The organism is Salipiger mangrovisoli (assembly GCF_015223355.1).
In the GTDB taxonomy this organism is placed as follows: domain Bacteria; phylum Pseudomonadota; class Alphaproteobacteria; order Rhodobacterales; family Rhodobacteraceae; genus Salipiger; species Salipiger mangrovisoli.
The window spans coordinates 142,349-156,372 of record NZ_JADFFK010000011.1 but is presented as its reverse complement, the minus strand read 5'-3'; the positions used below and the strand labels follow the sequence as shown (position 1 = coordinate 156,372).

15 protein-coding genes are annotated in these 14,024 nt (G+C 67.8%); 5 read left to right on the top strand and 10 right to left on the bottom strand.

The features are described from left to right. Positions 1-26: 26 nt before the first annotated feature. The 3 genes from IQ782_RS15795 to IQ782_RS15785 form a co-directional block, all read right to left on the bottom strand. Positions 27-617, bottom strand: a complete 591-nt coding sequence (locus IQ782_RS15795; RefSeq protein ID WP_240989329.1) for a hypothetical protein — start codon at positions 615-617, stop codon at positions 27-29. Continuing rightward, entirely contained in the window at positions 614-1,405 is a 792-nt protein-coding gene (locus tag IQ782_RS15790) for a uracil-DNA glycosylase (protein ID WP_194135619.1), read from the bottom strand. The genes IQ782_RS15795 and IQ782_RS15790 overlap by 4 nt, the downstream gene beginning before the upstream one ends. 140 nt (positions 1,406-1,545) lie before the next feature. Then, on the bottom strand, positions 1,546-1,968 hold the full coding sequence (locus IQ782_RS15785) for a Fur family transcriptional regulator (RefSeq protein ID WP_194135618.1): 423 nt from the start codon (positions 1,966-1,968) through the stop codon (positions 1,546-1,548). 171 nt (positions 1,969-2,139) lie between these two features. Between IQ782_RS15785 and IQ782_RS15780 the strand changes: the two genes are divergently transcribed. From IQ782_RS15780 to IQ782_RS15765, 4 genes are read left to right on the top strand one after another with little or no spacing between them, the layout of a single operon-like run. Continuing rightward, a complete protein-coding gene (locus tag IQ782_RS15780; protein ID WP_194135617.1) occupies positions 2,140-3,048 on the top strand; it encodes a metal ABC transporter substrate-binding protein in 909 nt (302 codons plus the stop codon). Further along, entirely contained in the window at positions 3,045-3,956 is a 912-nt protein-coding gene (locus tag IQ782_RS15775; RefSeq protein WP_420832669.1) for a manganese/iron ABC transporter ATP-binding protein, read from the top strand. Before IQ782_RS15780 ends, IQ782_RS15775 begins: the two co-directional genes overlap by 4 nt. Continuing rightward, on the top strand, positions 3,953-4,807 hold the full coding sequence (locus IQ782_RS15770) for a metal ABC transporter permease (protein ID WP_194135616.1): 855 nt from the start codon (positions 3,953-3,955) through the stop codon (positions 4,805-4,807). The genes IQ782_RS15775 and IQ782_RS15770 overlap by 4 nt, the downstream gene beginning before the upstream one ends. After that, the gene (locus IQ782_RS15765; protein WP_194135615.1) at positions 4,804-5,637 is read left to right on the top strand and encodes a metal ABC transporter permease; all 834 of its coding nucleotides are present in this window, start codon (positions 4,804-4,806) and stop codon (positions 5,635-5,637) included. The genes IQ782_RS15770 and IQ782_RS15765 overlap by 4 nt, the downstream gene beginning before the upstream one ends. On the opposite strand, the gene IQ782_RS15760 is transcribed toward IQ782_RS15765, so the two are convergent. The 5 genes from IQ782_RS15760 to IQ782_RS15740 form a co-directional block, all read right to left on the bottom strand. Beyond that, complete coding sequence (locus tag IQ782_RS15760) at positions 5,638-6,681, bottom strand: L-idonate 5-dehydrogenase (RefSeq protein ID WP_194135614.1); 1,044 nt, start codon at positions 6,679-6,681, stop codon at positions 5,638-5,640. 139 nt (positions 6,682-6,820) lie between these two features. Beyond that, complete coding sequence (locus IQ782_RS15755) at positions 6,821-7,843, bottom strand: zinc-binding alcohol dehydrogenase family protein (RefSeq protein ID WP_194135613.1); 1,023 nt, start codon at positions 7,841-7,843, stop codon at positions 6,821-6,823. Further along, a complete protein-coding gene (locus tag IQ782_RS15750) occupies positions 7,840-8,640 on the bottom strand; it encodes an ATP-binding cassette domain-containing protein (RefSeq protein WP_240989328.1) in 801 nt (266 codons plus the stop codon). Before IQ782_RS15750 ends, IQ782_RS15755 begins: the two co-directional genes overlap by 4 nt. Positions 8,641-8,708: 68 nt before the next feature. Continuing rightward, the gene (locus tag IQ782_RS15745) at positions 8,709-9,653 is read right to left on the bottom strand and encodes an ABC transporter substrate-binding protein (protein ID WP_194135612.1); all 945 of its coding nucleotides are present in this window, start codon (positions 9,651-9,653) and stop codon (positions 8,709-8,711) included. 68 nt (positions 9,654-9,721) lie between these two features. Continuing rightward, positions 9,722-10,750: an ABC transporter permease gene (locus IQ782_RS15740; protein ID WP_194135611.1), complete on the bottom strand. Its 1,029-nt coding sequence runs from the start codon at positions 10,748-10,750 to the stop codon at positions 9,722-9,724. Positions 10,751-10,963: 213 nt separating this feature from the next. Between IQ782_RS15740 and IQ782_RS15735 the strand changes: the two genes are divergently transcribed. Further along, positions 10,964-11,866: a GntR family transcriptional regulator gene (locus IQ782_RS15735; protein ID WP_194135610.1), complete on the top strand. Its 903-nt coding sequence runs from the start codon at positions 10,964-10,966 to the stop codon at positions 11,864-11,866. 3 nt (positions 11,867-11,869) lie between these two features. Here IQ782_RS15735 and IQ782_RS15730 read toward each other — a convergent pair whose 3' ends face one another. Next, complete coding sequence (locus tag IQ782_RS15730) at positions 11,870-12,841, bottom strand: aldo/keto reductase (RefSeq protein WP_194135609.1); 972 nt, start codon at positions 12,839-12,841, stop codon at positions 11,870-11,872. Continuing rightward, positions 12,838-13,962 carry a mannitol dehydrogenase family protein gene (locus IQ782_RS15725; protein WP_194135608.1) on the bottom strand — a complete coding sequence of 375 codons (1,125 nt, stop codon included), beginning with the start codon at positions 13,960-13,962 and terminating at the stop codon, positions 12,838-12,840. The genes IQ782_RS15730 and IQ782_RS15725 overlap by 4 nt, the downstream gene beginning before the upstream one ends. Between the last annotated feature and the right edge of the window lie 62 nt (positions 13,963-14,024).

The following is a 14,024-nucleotide window of genomic DNA, read 5'->3' as shown; positions in this document are numbered from 1 at the left end:
GGGCAGGTCTGCCGACATCCATAGCGTCAGGGACAGGGCTGCGCCACAGGCAGCCGAGGTACGGCGAAGATATGGGCGAAGCGGCGGGCGGCCTCGTCGGTGGCGAGGCTGCGGGCAAAGCGCACCCAATCTGCCTCGGTCTCGGGCAGCGGACAGCTGCCGCCCTGCGCCAACCGCGCCTTGGCGAGCGCCGCGGCGAGCGCATCCTCGCGTTCTTCCAGCGTCAGGGGCGGATAGGTGTTGTCGCCGGCGAAGGCCGCCGCGCGCAGCAGCAGGCTGGCCAGCCGATCGCGCTCGGCCAAGCTCAACAGCTCTGGACAGAGCTGCACCGCCGCGGTGATCTCGACCAGCCGGGCCAGCGCGCATCCGGCGGGGCCATGCCCGCTCTGATCCTCGGCCCGGACGCCGCTGCCGTCGCGGCGGGTGACGATGACCGGCCCCGGCAGTTCGAGGATCTCCAGTCCCGGCGACGGCTCCTCGACATCATCCATGTGGTCGCGGAAGAGCGCGGTGTAATCTGGCGTGAAACCGTCGGCGGCCGCGGGGCCCGCCATGGCCAGCAGCAGCGCGCTGATCGCGGCCCCGGCACCCCTGCGCCCGGCCCGCACCGGTCTCATCCCAGCGCCTTCAGCTTGGCCTGAAGTTCCAGCAGGTCGGCCCAGGCCTGGCGCTTTGCCGCCGGCTGGCGCAGCAGGTAGGCCGGATGGAACATCGGCAGCGCCGGGCGGCCCTCGGCCTCGGCCCACTTGCCGCGCAGGCGCGTGATGCCGCGTTGGCCAAGCAGCGCGTCGCAGGAAATGTTGCCCATGACCACCAGCAGGTCGGGATCGGCCAGCTCGATGTGCCGCGCCAGGAAGGGCGTCATCATGGCAATCTCGTCGGGACGCGGATCGCGGTTCTGCGGCGGACGCCAGGGCAGCACGTTGGTGATATAGACCGACGCGGCGCGGTCGAGGCCGATGGCCGCCAGCATCCGGTCGAGCAGCTGCCCGGCCCGACCGACGAACGGTTTGCCCTGAAGGTCCTCTTCACGGCCGGGCGCTTCGCCCACGATCATCACCCGCGCACCCGCGACACCATCGCTGAACACCAGGTTGCGCGCACCGCGCTTCAGCTCGCAAAACTCGAAATCCGCCATCGCCGCCCGCAGCGCTTCGAGGCTGCCGGCAGCCTTGGCGGCCTGCTGCGCCACCATCACGGGATCGGGACCCGCGGGTTCGGCCGGAGGCAGCGGCACGGCGGATCTCTCGGGCGTCGCCGCAACGGGCCGAGCCCGCGCCGCCTGCTCCGCCGCCTCCAGCGCAAAACGGTCCACCGGCGCTTCGCCGATCGCCTCGTCGGCGCCCAGCTCAAGCTGCCAGTCCAGCGCCGCGCGCGCCCAATGCCAGTCGATCCCCGAATCCATGCGCCGACACTAGCCGAGCGCGGCGGCAGAGCAAATCTCCTCTGGCTTCATTGTTCCGAAAATACGCATGTCCCGCCCCGCGGTCTGGGCGGCGCCCTGCGTATTTGGGGGACAATGAACGGGGCGGCCGCGCGCCGGCCTCAGGACCGCGGCTTCTTGCGGGCGCGGATCAGAGTATTGTGGCTAATGATCTCGTAGCCCAGCCGCTCGACAAGTTCGCGCCGGAGCTGCTCGATCTCGGCGCTCTCGATCTCGATCACCTCGCCGGTGTCCACGTCGACAAGGTGGTCGTGTTCGGCCGCCGGGGTCACCTCGAAGCGCGCCGGCTCGTGCTCGAAGCTGAGCTTGCGGATCAGCCCCGCCTCCTCCAGCGCCGCCAGCGTGCGGTAGACCGTGGCGAAGGAGACCGAGCCGTCGATGACCTTGGTGCGGGCGAAGAGTTCGTCGGCGTTCGGGTGGTCCTCGGACTCCATGAGCACGGACATCACGATCATGCGCTGCTGCGTCACGCGCAGCCCCGCATCGCGCAAGGCCTGGGCAAAGTCCGTTGAGACCGCGGTCATGGGCAACTCCTGTTCAGAGCAGTTTGATAGCCCCGGACCCGCCACGAGGCAACCACGCCGCCAAGGGAGCGGCACAAGCATGCACATAAATGAGAACGACTCGCAACTACCTTGACTTTTGCGAATGCCTCGCATTTACATTTGAAGACAGTTCCCCGACGGAGACCCCAGATGCCCGCGACGCCCCGGTTCATTCCCGCATGTGCCACCCTCGGTCTGCTGCTTGCCCTGCCCGTCGCCGCCGAGGCGAAGATGAAGGTCGTCACCACCTTCACGGTCCTGGCCGACATGGCTGCGCAGGTCGCCGGCGACGCCGCCGAGGTGGTCTCGGTCACCAAGCCGGGGGCAGAGATCCACGGCTACGAGCCGACCCCGCGCGACATCGTGCGGGCGCAGGGGGCCGACCTCATCCTGTGGAACGGGTTGAATCTCGAGCTGTGGTTCGAGCAATTCCTGTCGAACCTTCGGGATGTGCCCTCGGTGACCCTGTCCGAGGGGATCGACACCATCCCGATCTCGGCGGGTGCCTACGAAGGCAAGCCCAACCCCCATGCCTGGATGGGGCTTGGCAACGCGGAAACCTATATCGACAACATCGCCGCCGCCTTCGCCGCGCATGACCCCGACAACGCCGCGATCTACGCGGCCAACGCCGAGACCTACAAGGCCGAGCTGCGCACCACGCTCGAGCCGCTGCGCGACCGCATCGCCGCCATCCCCGAGGACAGCCGCTGGCTGGTCACCTGCGAGGGGGCATTCAGCTACCTCGCCCGCGATTTCGGCATGAAGGAGCTCTACCTCTGGCCGATGAACGCCGACCAGATGGGCACGCCGCAGCAGGTGCGCGCGGTGATCGACGGGGTGACAGAGAACCATATCCCGGTGGTCTTCTGCGAGAGCACCGTCAGCACCCGCCCCGCCGAGCAGGTGGCGCGCGAAACCGGCGCGGCCTATGGCGGCGTGCTCTACGTCGACAGCCTCTCGGAGCCGGACGGGCCGGTGCCAAGCTACCTCGAGCTGCTCGCCGTCACCGCGCGCACCATCGCCGAGGGGCTCGAGGCCGGGCGCGCAGCGAAATGACCGGGGCGGAGCGCGCAATAACCAACACGGGCACCACGATGGACGGCATCCGCGTCTCCGACGTCACCGTCACCTACCGCAACGGCCACACCGCGCTGCGCCGCGCCAGCTTCGAGATCCCGCGCGGCACGATCACCGCGCTGGTCGGCGTCAATGGCGCGGGCAAGTCGACGCTGTTCAAGGCGATCATGGGCTTCGTGCCGGTGGCGCAGGGCGGGATCACCCTGCTTGGCCTCTCGGTCAAGGAGGCGCTGAAGCGCAACCTCGTCGCCTACGTGCCGCAGTCAGAAGAGGTCGACTGGAGCTTCCCCGTGCTGGTCGAGGACGTGGTGATGATGGGCCGCTACGGCCACATGGGTTTCCTGCGCCGTCCTGCAAAAGCCGACCATGCCGCGGTGGACGCCGCGCTGGCCCGCGTCGGCATGACCGACTTCCGCTTGCGCCAGATCGGCGAGCTCTCGGGCGGGCAGAAGAAGCGCGTCTTCCTTGCCCGCGCGCTGGCGCAGGAGGGGCAGGTGATCCTGCTCGACGAGCCCTTCACCGGCGTCGACGTGAAGACCGAGGAGCAGATCATCGCGCTGCTGCGCGAGCTCAAGGAAGAGGGCCGGGTCATGCTGGTCTCGACCCACAACCTCGGCACGGTGCCCGAGTTCTGCGACCGCACGGTGCTGGTCAAGGGCACGGTGCTGGCCTTTGGTCCGACCGAGACCACCTTCACCCGCGCCGCGCTGGAAGAGGCCTTTGGCGGGGTGCTGCGGCATTTCACCATCGAGGGCGCCGACCTGCACGACGACGCCGACCCGCGCCGCCTGTCGATCCTCACCGACGACGAGCGCCCGCTGGTGCGCTACGGCGGCGAGATGCGGCGGGCCCGCCGGGAGGAAAGGGACCGGGAGGAGACGGAATGAGCCTGCTCGAGCCCTTCACCTATGGCTACATGACCAATGCCATGTGGGTTTCGGCGCTGGTGGGCGCGGTCTGCGCCTTCCTGTCGAGCTACCTCATGCTCAAGGGCTGGTCGCTGATCGGCGACGCGCTTTCGCACTCGGTGGTGCCGGGCGTCGCGGGGGCCTACATGCTCGGCCTGCCCTTCGCGCTCGGCGCGTTCATCTCCGGCGGGCTGGCGGCGGCGGCGATGCTGCTGCTCTCGGACCGATCCGGGCTGAAGAGCGACGTGATCATCGGGCTCATCTTCACCTCCTTCTTCGGGCTCGGGCTGTTCATGGCCTCGGTGAACCCGATGGCGATCTCGATCCAGACCATCACCATGGGCAATATCCTCGCGATCACGCCCGCCGACACGTTGCAGCTCGCGATCATCGGTGTCGTTTCGCTCGCGGTGCTGCTGGCGAAATGGAAGGACCTCATGGTGGTCTTCTTCGACGAGGGCCACGCGCGCTCGATCGGGCTGCGGCCGGGGCTGCTGAAGGCGCTCTTCTTCACCCTGCTCTCGGCCTGCGTGGTGGCGGCGATGCAGACCGTCGGGGCCTTTCTGGTGATCGCCATGGTGGTGACGCCCGGCGCCACCGCCTACCTGCTCTGCGACCGCTTCCCGCGGCTGATCCTGACCTCGGTGGCGATCGGCACGGTGACCAGCTTCGCGGGGGCCTACCTCAGCTATTTCCTCGACGGTGCCACCGGCGGGATCATCGTGCTCTTGCAGACGGCGATCTTCCTGCTGGCCTTCACCTTCGCCCCCAAGCACGGACGGCTCGCCGCGCGCCGCAAGGCCCGCGCGGCGCTGGAGGAGGCCGCATGATCGAGACCCTCACCCTGCCCTTCCAGTTTCCCTTCATGCAGAACGCCTTTCTGATCTGCGCCATCGTCGCCATCCCCTGCGCGCTGCTGTCGTGCTTCCTCGTGCTGAAGGGCTGGGCGCTGATGGGGGACGCGATCAGCCACGCGATCCTGCCCGGCGTGGTGCTGGCCTATCTGCTGAACCTGCCGCTGATCCTCGGCGCCTTTGCCGCGGGCATGGTCACGGCGCTGGCCACCGGGTTCCTTGCGGGCAACAGCCGGGTCAAGCAGGACACGGTGATGGGCGTGGTCTTCTCGGGCATGTTCGCTCTGGGGATCGTGCTCTACACGCAGGTCCACACCAACGTGCACCTCGACCACATCCTCTTCGGCAACATGCTGGGCGTCGGCACCGGGGACCTCTGGACCGCGGGGCTGATCTCGCTCTTCGTCGCGGGGGTGCTGCTGCTGAAATGGAAGGACCTGCTGCTGCACGCCTTCGATCCGGCGCAGGCGCGGGCGAGCGGCCTGCGTGTGGGGCTGCTGCACTACGGGCTCTTGACGCTGATCTCTCTGACCATCGTGGCGACGCTGACCGCGACCGGGCTGATCCTCGCCGTGGGGCTGCTGATCGCGCCGGGGGCCATCGGCTTCCTGACCGCGCGCAGCTTTGGCAGGATGATGGCGGCGTCCTGCGCGGCCTGTCTGACGGCGATGCTGGCGGGGACCTACCTCAGCTTCTTCCTCGACAGCGCCCCGGCCCCGACGATCATCCTGATCCTGACGGCGTTCTTCCTTCTGGCGCTGGTCCGGCGCGCGATCCTCACGCGCCGGGCCTCGGCCCAGATCTGATCAGGGCGCCGGGAAGGCGATCTGCACCTTCATCGCGCGGCTCTTGTCGGCGGCCAGTTCGAAGGCCTCCTGTGCCTGCGCCACCGGCAGCACGCCGGTGAGCAGCGGCTTGAGATCGAGCCGCCCGCTGTCGATCAGCCGCGCCGCCGTGGCGAACTCGGGATCGAAGCGGAAGCTCCCCATGAGCCGCAATTCCTTGGCGACGATCACCGTCATCGGCAGCGGCGTTTCCGGCCCGAGGCCCACGGTCACCATCTTGCCCCGCGGGCGCAGGATCGCGCAGCCCGCGACCACCGCCGCCGGTGCCCCCGAGCATTCGAACAGCACGTCCACCTGCCCCTTGCCCGCCTGCAACGGCTCCAGAGCGCCGTCAGTCCCGGCAAGGTTGATCACCCGGTCCGCGCCCATCACCTTCGCCACCTCGAGCGCAGAGGCGGAAATATCCGTCGCCACGATCTCCTCGGCTCCGGCGAGCTTCGCCGCCGCGATGGTCAGGCACCCGATGGGACCGCAGCCCGAGACCGCCACGCGCTTGCCGATCAGGCTTCCCGCCTGCGCCACCGCGTGCAGGCAGACCGCCAGCGGCTCGGACATGGCGGTGAGCGCAAGGTCGGCCTTGTGCGACAGCCGCACCGCCTGCCGCGCCGGCAGCGTCAGCTGCGCGCGGAAGAACCCCTGCTCGTGCGGAAAGCGCATGGCCGAGCCGGCAAAACGCATGTCGAGGCAATGGTTGGCCATACCGCGCAGGCAGTACTCGCAATCATTGCAAGGGCGCGAGGGGTTGATCGCCACGCGGTCGCCTTCCGACAGCCCGCTGACCCCGGCGCCAACGTCGGTAATGATCCCCGAGACCTCGTGCCCCAGCGCCATGGGCTCGCGGATGCGGATCGTGCCGAAGCCACCGTGCAGGTAGTAGTGCAGATCCGAGCCGCAGATGCCGCCATGGCTGACCGCGATACGCACCTCGCCCGGTCCGGGGGTCGGGGCGCCCTGCATGGTGTCGAGCCGCAGGTCCTTCGGGGCGTGGATGACGACGGCCTCCATCAGGCGCGTCCTGCGGGCATCGGGGTCGCGGATCGGGTCATGGGCTGTCTCCTCTGCGGCGCGACGGGCGCCTGTTCTCGCGGACAGCTAGACAGGCGCGGGGACGGGTTTCAAGGCGAAAGACCGGGCGCACCCCGGCTCACGCCAGAGGCGTGACCACCGCCTTGATCAGCGCGTCGCGGTCCTTGGCCAGCAGCGGAAAGCGCTCCGGCAGATCGGCCAGCGCGATGCGCTCCGAAAGCAGCGCATCGGTGTCGATGTCGCCCGCCGCGATCGCCGCCATCACCCGCTCGAAATCGGACTTCAGCGCGTTGCGCGAGCCGATGATCCGGGTCTCGCGCTTGTGGAACTCCGCGTCCTCGAAGGTGATCTGATCCTTCACCACGCTGACCAGCACGTAGGTCGAGCCATGCGCCAGAAGCGGGAAGCCCGCCTCGATGGCCCTGGCGTTGCCGGTGGCATCGAAGATCAGGTCGAAGCCGTCCGACAGGTCTCCTTCCAGAATGGGCTCACCCGCCACATGCAGGTGCTCGAACCCGAAGAGCCGCTGCGCCTGTTCGAGCCGCGCCGGGCTGAGGTCCATCAGGTGCACCTCGGCCCCTTCGAGCCGGGCAAAGAGCGCGGTGCCGAGACCGATCGGTCCCGCCCCGGTGACCAGCACCCAATCCCCGGCCTGAATCCCCGAGCGGCTGACCGCATGGGCGCCGATGGCGAGGAATTCGACCATCGCCGCCTGCTCGGGCCGCAGCCCCTCGGCGGCATAGAGGTTGCCCGCCGGCACCGCGATGCGCGCACAGAGCCCGCCGTCGCGGTGCACGCCCAGAACTTCGATGGACATGCAGCAGTTGGGCTTGCCACGCTTGCAGGCCCGGCACTCGCCGCAGGAAAGATAGGGGTTGATCACCACCAGATCGCCCGCCGACCAGCCCGCCGCATCCTCGGCGACATGGCCCGAAAGCTCGTGACCGATCACCCGGGGATAGTTCAGGTAGGGGTGCTTGCCCTCGAGGATGTGATAGTCGGTACCGCAGAGGCCCACCGCCGCGATGTCCACCAGCACCCAGCCCTCGGGCGCGCTGGCAGGCTTCGGCCGCGCCTCGAGCGCGAATTTTCCGGGCTCCACGCAGGTGCCGCAGAGCATGGTCTCGGTATGGCTGTTCATTGCGCCGCCTCCAGGTTGCGCGGCCGCCAGTCGGTCGGCAGCTCGCCCTTGATGATCAGCGACAGGATATCATCCTTGTGCACCTCGTCGATGGGGTGGGCGCCGACAAGCTTGCCCTTGTTCATCACCACCACCCGGTCGCAGAGGTCGAAGACGTCGTGCATGTCGTGGCTGACGAGGAAGATGCCGATCCCCTGCGCGCGCAGCTTGCGGATGAGATCGGCGACCATCGCCGTCTCCGACGGGCCGAGCGCCGCGGTGGGCTCGTCCATGATCAGGATCTTCACGTCGAAATAGATCGCGCGGGCAATCGCGATGACCTGCCGCTGGCCGCCCGAGAGGCTCGACACCGGGTCCTTGAGGTTGGTGAAATTCGGGTTCAGCGTCGCCAGCACCTTGCGCGCCTCGGCCAGCATGCGCTTGTCGTCGAGGTTGCCGAAGCGGGTCTTCAGCTCGCGCCCAAGGAACAGGTTCGCCGGTGCGTCAAGGTGATCGGCCAGCGCCAGCGTCTGGTAGATGGTCTCGACCCCATGCGCCCGCGCGTCCTGCGGCGAGCCCATCTCGACCACCTCGCCGCCGATGCGGATCTCGCCGTGGCTCGGCGCCATGGCCCCCGACAGGATACGCATCAGGCAGGACTTGCCCGCGCCGTTGTGGCCGAGCACGCCGACCACCTCGCCGGGCATCAGATCGAGCGAGACGCCGTTGACGGCCACCACGCCGCCGAAATGCTTCTCGATGCCGCGCATCTCGACAAGGGGGGCCGGAGCCCCGGGGGCGGGCTGTGTCTGGCTCATGCTGGGCAGTCCTCGAATGGGGTCTTCAAACGGATCGGCCGGGGCCGCGCGGGCCCCGGCCGGATGGCTCAGTAAAGGACGTTCTGCGCCTCGGGGGCGTCGATGTTGTCCTTGGTGACCAGCACCACGCCGGTGTCGATGAAGCTCTCGACGGTCTTGCCCGCCAGCACGTCCATCACCGCGTTGACGCCCAGCTCGCCCATCTGGAACGAGCCCTGCACCGCGATGGCGTCGAGCGTGCCCGAGCGCACGAACTCCTGCAGGTCGGCGTTGCCGTCGAAGCCGAAGGCGGCGATCTGACCCGCCTTGCCCGCCTGCTCGATGGCGCGGCCCATGCCCACGGCGGTGGGCTCGTTGGCGCCGAAGATGCCCACGAGGTCGGGGTTCGCCGCCAGCACGTCGGTGGTCTGGTTCAGCGCGTTGGCCATCTGCGACTGCGAGTAGTACGGCCCGACGATCTCCAGCGAGGAGTTGGCCTTCAGGTAGTCGCTGAAGCAGCCGACGCGCCCGATCTCTGAGCCGACGCCCGCGACATAGGACATGACCGCGACCTTGCCCTCGGTGCCGACCTTGTCGATCATCGCGCTGGCGACCAGCTCGCCCGCGGCGCAATTGTCGGTCGAGAGGAACGCCTGGTAGGTGCCCTTGGCGCTATCGGCCAGCGCAGAGTCGATGATCACCACGGGGATCGCCGATTCAAAGGCGCGCTTCACCGCCGGGGCCAGCGCCTCGGGGTCCGAGGGGGCCAGCACGATGCCCGCGACGCCGCGGTTGATGGCGTTCTCGACGAGGTTCACCTGATCGGCGATGGCGCTCTCGGTGGCCGGGCCGTCGAAGCTCATCGTGTGCTCGGACTGGCCCTCGATCGCCGCCGTGGCGCCGAGGTTCACGTTCTGCCAGAAGTTCGAGCTGGTGGTCTTGACGATCACCGCGATCTCGCCCGCCTGGGCGGCGCCCGCCGCGGTGAGCGCCAGCGCGCTTGCCGCCATGAGCTTGGTCAGTCTTCCGTTCATCCTGTCTTTCCTCCCTAGATGACAGTCTTCGTTGGAAAATTCTGGGATCTTCAGCACCGCGCCACGCCTCAGCGGCGGTTGCGCAGCTGGTCGATGTAGACGGCGCCGATGACGACGAAACCGATGACAATCTGCTGGATGAAGGACGACACGCCGCCCATGTTCAGCCCGTTCCGCAGCACGCCGATGATGAAGGCGCCGATCATCGTGCCCGAGATGCCGCCGACGCCGCCCATCAGCGAGGCACCCCCGATCACCGCCGCGGCGATGGCGTCGAGCTCGTACATCACGCCCTCGCTTGGCTGGGCGGTGATCAGCCGCGACATCAGCACGTTGCCCGCCACCCCTGCCAGGGCGCCCGAGAGCGTGTAGGCAATCAGCTTGGTGCGGTCGACCAGCACGCCCGAAAGCCGCGCCGCCTCCTCGTTCGATCCGGTGGCATAGATGTGACGGCCGATGGCCCGGCGGCGCAGCATGTAGGAGGCCACGATGGCGACGATGACCAGCAGGATCGCCGGATAGGGGATGCCGGGGAAGATCACCTTCGGAAAGCCATTGGGCTGCATCTCGACCACGCGGAAGAGCGCGCCGTTGCCAAGCACGCCAAAGGCCTCGCCCAGTTGCGAAATCGGTGCCGCGCCGGTCAGCTGAAGCGCCGCGCCGCGGGCGATCAGCATCATGCCGAGCGTCGCCACGAAGGGGGTGATCTTCATCTTGGTGACGACGAAGCCGTTGAAGAGACCGCAGGCCGCGCCCATGCAGACGCCGAGCATCATCGCGGGCACCACCGGCACGCCCGCCTTGACCATCATGCCGGTGACGGTGCCCGAAAGCGCCAGCACCGACCCCACGGAAAGGTCGATCCCGCCGGTGATGATCACCATGGTCATGCCGATGCCGAGCAGCCCGATCACCGAGGTCTGCAGAAGGATCGTCAGCGTGTTGTTCACTGACAGGAAGGCGGGGCTGGCGAAGGCGAAGGCGATCACCAGGATCGCCAGCGTCAGCAGCGCCGAGACGCGATGAAAGGCGGTCGCCGAGTTGCTGGGCAACAGACGGCTCCAGGCGCCTTGCGACGGCTGCGAGATATTTGCCATGGGTCCTCCCGGTGTCTTCCGACAGTGCCGATCCGCGGCGCCTCCTCCGCTCGGCACAAAATTATTAAAAACAGGGTGTCGCGATGCTTGACCGCGGTCAAGTGTTTTTAATAATTTAATTCATCGGTAAAAAACCAACCGGAAAGACGGGCAGCCACCGAGGAAGACCAGATGACATTCGTTCCGCCACACCGCATTGCAGGCCGCTGACGCATGGCCCGCAGTGACAACCGCTTCCGCGAGACCTACAACGCCCTGCTCGACTTCTGCGCCGAGCTGTCGCCAACGGACACTCTGCCGTCGGAAAACCTGCTCGGCGACCGGCTCGGCGTCAGCCGAACGGTGGTACGCGCTTGCCTTCAGCGGGCGTCGGACGACCGGCTCATTCGCTGGGACGGGCGTGACAAGACCCTGCTGCGCGCGCCGCTGCCCGGCGACCGGATGCCGCTCGACATGCAGACCGAAGACCCCGAGACGCTGGAGCAGCGCTTTCTCGAATGGATCCTGCGCTTCGACGTCCCGGCGGGAACGCCGCTCAACGTTGCCGCCCTGTCGCGCGAGTTCGGCGTGACGCCGCAGCTCTTGCAGGAGTTCCTTGCCGGACTCAGCCGCTTCGGTCTTGTCGAGCGGCGCAAGAAGGGCGGATGGCTGCTGCTCGGCTTCACCGCCAGCTTCGCCGTCGAGCTGTCCGAGTTCCGCAGCCTGCTGGAGCTGAACGCGGTGCAACAGCTCGTCACCCTGCCCGGCAGCCACCCGATCTGGCCGAGGTTGGAGGCGCTGCGCGAGGACCACCTTTCCCTGCTCGACCGGATCGAGACCGACTTCCATGACTTCTCGCCGCTCGACGAACGCTTTCACGCAACGATCAACTCGGTGGTGCAGAACCGCTTCGTGGCCGAGTTCCAGAAGGTGATCGCGCTGATTTTCCACTACCACTACATGTGGGACAAAACATTGGAAAGACACAGGAACCAAGCCGCGATCGGCGAACACCTGGCGCTGCTCGACGCGCTGCTTCTGCGCGACGCGGCGGCCTCGGAGCGGGCTGCGCGGCGGCATCTTCTGACGTCGAAGACAACGCTGCTCTCCTCGCTTCGAGACCACCGGCTCGGCTGAGGGTCAGACGAAAAGCGCCTCTGCGCCCGCGGGCAAGTCGCGCTGGATCGCATCGAGGTTGCGCGTCAGGCTCGACGCTTTTGCCGTGCCCAGCAGCACCGAGGCGGTGGCCGGATGGCGCAGCGCGAAATGCAAGGCGGCGGTGGCAAGCGGGATGCCGTGGCTCTCGGCTTCGGCCTGCAGTGCGGCGACGCGGTCTAGCACCTCCTTCGGCGCGGGACCGTAGTCGTAGGTCGCGCCCTCGACCGGGCCCGTCGCAAGGATCCCCGAGTTGAACACCCCGCCCAGCACAAGACTCGTGCCCGCTTCACGGCAGCGCGGCACCAGCGCCTCCTCGGCCGAGCGGTCGAGCAGGGTCAGCCGCCCGGCCAGCAGGATGGCGTCGATCGGCCCGTGATCCATCACGTCGAGGCAGACCTGGCACTCGTTGACACCCAGTCCGAAGGCGCCGATCTTTCCCGCCTCCTTGAGCGTGACCAGCGCTTCGTAACCGCTCCCGAAAAACGCCTCCATATGCCGCGCGTTGGTGTCTTCGCCATGGGTATAGGCCCCGATATCGTGCACGTAGGCGATGTCGAGCCGAGTAACCCCGAGCCGCCCGCAGGCCTGTTCAAAGCTCTCACGGATGCCGTCGCCCGAGTAGTCGTAGCGCATCAGGTTGGGCAGCGGCTCGATGTAGCTGTCGGCCTCGGCGATGGGCTCGGGCGCGGGCGAGAGCACCCGGCCAAGTTTCGACGACAGCGCGTAGCTGTCCCGGTCGCGCCCCTTCAGGAAGCGCCCGAGACGGGTCTCGGACAGGCCCCGGCCGTAGTGCGGTGCGGTGTCGAAATACCGGATGCCCGCGTCCCAGGCGGTTTGCAGGACCGCTTCGGCCTCGGCATCGCTCACCTTCCGGTAAAGATTGCCGATGCTGGCACAGCCGAAGGAAACTTCGGTCACCTCGACGCCCGTCTTGCCGATCTGTCTGGTCTTCATGCGGTTTCCTCCCTGCCTGCCAGCGCGGCCTCGAGCCGCGGCTTTGCCGTGCGATCCCCCTGCCCGCGCGCCCAAGTGACAAAGGCGGCGATCCGGCGATCAAGTTTCTCGGAATGGTTCTGCGCGATGTCTGCCAAGGCGTGGTCGAGGAAAGGGTTGGCGAAGCGGTCCAGCGTCTCGGCCACATAGGCAGCCGCGGCCGCGCCCTCTCCCGCCGCGGCAAAACCGGGCAGCACCTCGTCTTGATAGAGTCCCTCGAGCGCCGCGCGGCGGCTGGGATCGGCCAGCACGTCGCGCACCAGCGCCGGGCCGTCGCACCCCTCGTCCAGCCAGCGCGAGACCATCCAGCTGTGACCGAGGTTGAGCACGAAAAGCTTCAGCCGCGCCACTTTGTCCAGATCGCCAACCACCTGCACATCGGGATGGGCGCAGGGCAGGATCAGGCCGGGGCGGTCCTCGATCGCCCAGAGCGCATATGGCTCGGCCACGGCCCCGGCGGGCTCCAGCGGCTCCGAGACGATGCGGTCCACCAAGGAATTGACCCAGAGCACATCGGTACTGAGCCAGTCACGGAATGCCTGCGGCAGGTGCGCCGAGGCGGCGAGCACAAGTTCGCGCAGCACGTCGCCGTTGTTCTGCACCAGCTCGGTCGGCATCACCTGGATCCGCGTGCCGCCCGCCTCGTGGCGCGCCAGCAGCAGCCGGGACAGCTTGCCCGGAAAGGACATCTCCTGAAGCGGGCGCGTCTCGCCGGATGCATCGGCGGGCTGGGCGCGGAAACCCGCGTCGGCGGTGTTGGACAGGATGATTTGCACCTCATCCACCATCATCTCCAGCAACAGGTCCATATCGCTGGCGGTAGAGAGCGTCCGGGCGACGCTCGTGACGCGCCGCTCCTCGTCCACCGTGCGACCGTCCCGCAGCCCCTTCAGGCGCACCGGATAGCCGCCGGGCTGAAGCAGGCCACCCAGCCGCGCGGCACGCGCGGGGTCCCCCGAAGATTGCACCACCGTGACCGGACCCAGCGCCTCGCCATGCGCCAGCGCCTCGGACAGGAAAAGATCGACATGGGCCTGAAGAAAACGGCTCGTCCCGAATTGCAGGATCGGCGTACTGAGCATGGTTCTCCTCCTCCCTGCTCCGCGGGGCGCACCCGCATTTGGTTTTTTATTATTGAGTACCT

What these genes read in the sequence shown, in the direction of transcription:
- IQ782_RS15795 (WP_240989329.1), bottom strand. Translation starts at nt 617, where the DNA reads ATGAGACCGGTGCGGGCCGGGCGCAGGGGTGCCGGGGCCGCGATCAGC.
- IQ782_RS15790 (WP_194135619.1), bottom strand. Translation starts at nt 1,405, where the DNA reads ATGGATTCGGGGATCGACTGGCATTGGGCGCGCGCGGCGCTGGACTGG.
- IQ782_RS15785 (WP_194135618.1), bottom strand. Translation starts at nt 1,968, where the DNA reads ATGACCGCGGTCTCAACGGACTTTGCCCAGGCCTTGCGCGATGCGGGG.
- IQ782_RS15780 (WP_194135617.1), top strand. Translation starts at nt 2,140, where the DNA reads ATGCCCGCGACGCCCCGGTTCATTCCCGCATGTGCCACCCTCGGTCTG.
- IQ782_RS15775 (WP_420832669.1), top strand. Translation starts at nt 3,045, where the DNA reads ATGACCGGGGCGGAGCGCGCAATAACCAACACGGGCACCACGATGGAC.
- IQ782_RS15770 (WP_194135616.1), top strand. Translation starts at nt 3,953, where the DNA reads ATGAGCCTGCTCGAGCCCTTCACCTATGGCTACATGACCAATGCCATG.
- IQ782_RS15765 (WP_194135615.1), top strand. Translation starts at nt 4,804, where the DNA reads ATGATCGAGACCCTCACCCTGCCCTTCCAGTTTCCCTTCATGCAGAAC.
- IQ782_RS15760 (WP_194135614.1), bottom strand. Translation starts at nt 6,681, where the DNA reads ATGGAGGCCGTCGTCATCCACGCCCCGAAGGACCTGCGGCTCGACACC.
- IQ782_RS15755 (WP_194135613.1), bottom strand. Translation starts at nt 7,843, where the DNA reads ATGAACAGCCATACCGAGACCATGCTCTGCGGCACCTGCGTGGAGCCC.
- IQ782_RS15750 (WP_240989328.1), bottom strand. Translation starts at nt 8,640, where the DNA reads ATGAGCCAGACACAGCCCGCCCCCGGGGCTCCGGCCCCCCTTGTCGAG.
- IQ782_RS15745 (WP_194135612.1), bottom strand. Translation starts at nt 9,653, where the DNA reads ATGAACGGAAGACTGACCAAGCTCATGGCGGCAAGCGCGCTGGCGCTC.
- IQ782_RS15740 (WP_194135611.1), bottom strand. Translation starts at nt 10,750, where the DNA reads ATGGCAAATATCTCGCAGCCGTCGCAAGGCGCCTGGAGCCGTCTGTTG.
- IQ782_RS15735 (WP_194135610.1), top strand. Translation starts at nt 10,964, where the DNA reads ATGGCCCGCAGTGACAACCGCTTCCGCGAGACCTACAACGCCCTGCTC.
- IQ782_RS15730 (WP_194135609.1), bottom strand. Translation starts at nt 12,841, where the DNA reads ATGAAGACCAGACAGATCGGCAAGACGGGCGTCGAGGTGACCGAAGTT.
- IQ782_RS15725 (WP_194135608.1), bottom strand. Translation starts at nt 13,962, where the DNA reads ATGCTCAGTACGCCGATCCTGCAATTCGGGACGAGCCGTTTTCTTCAG.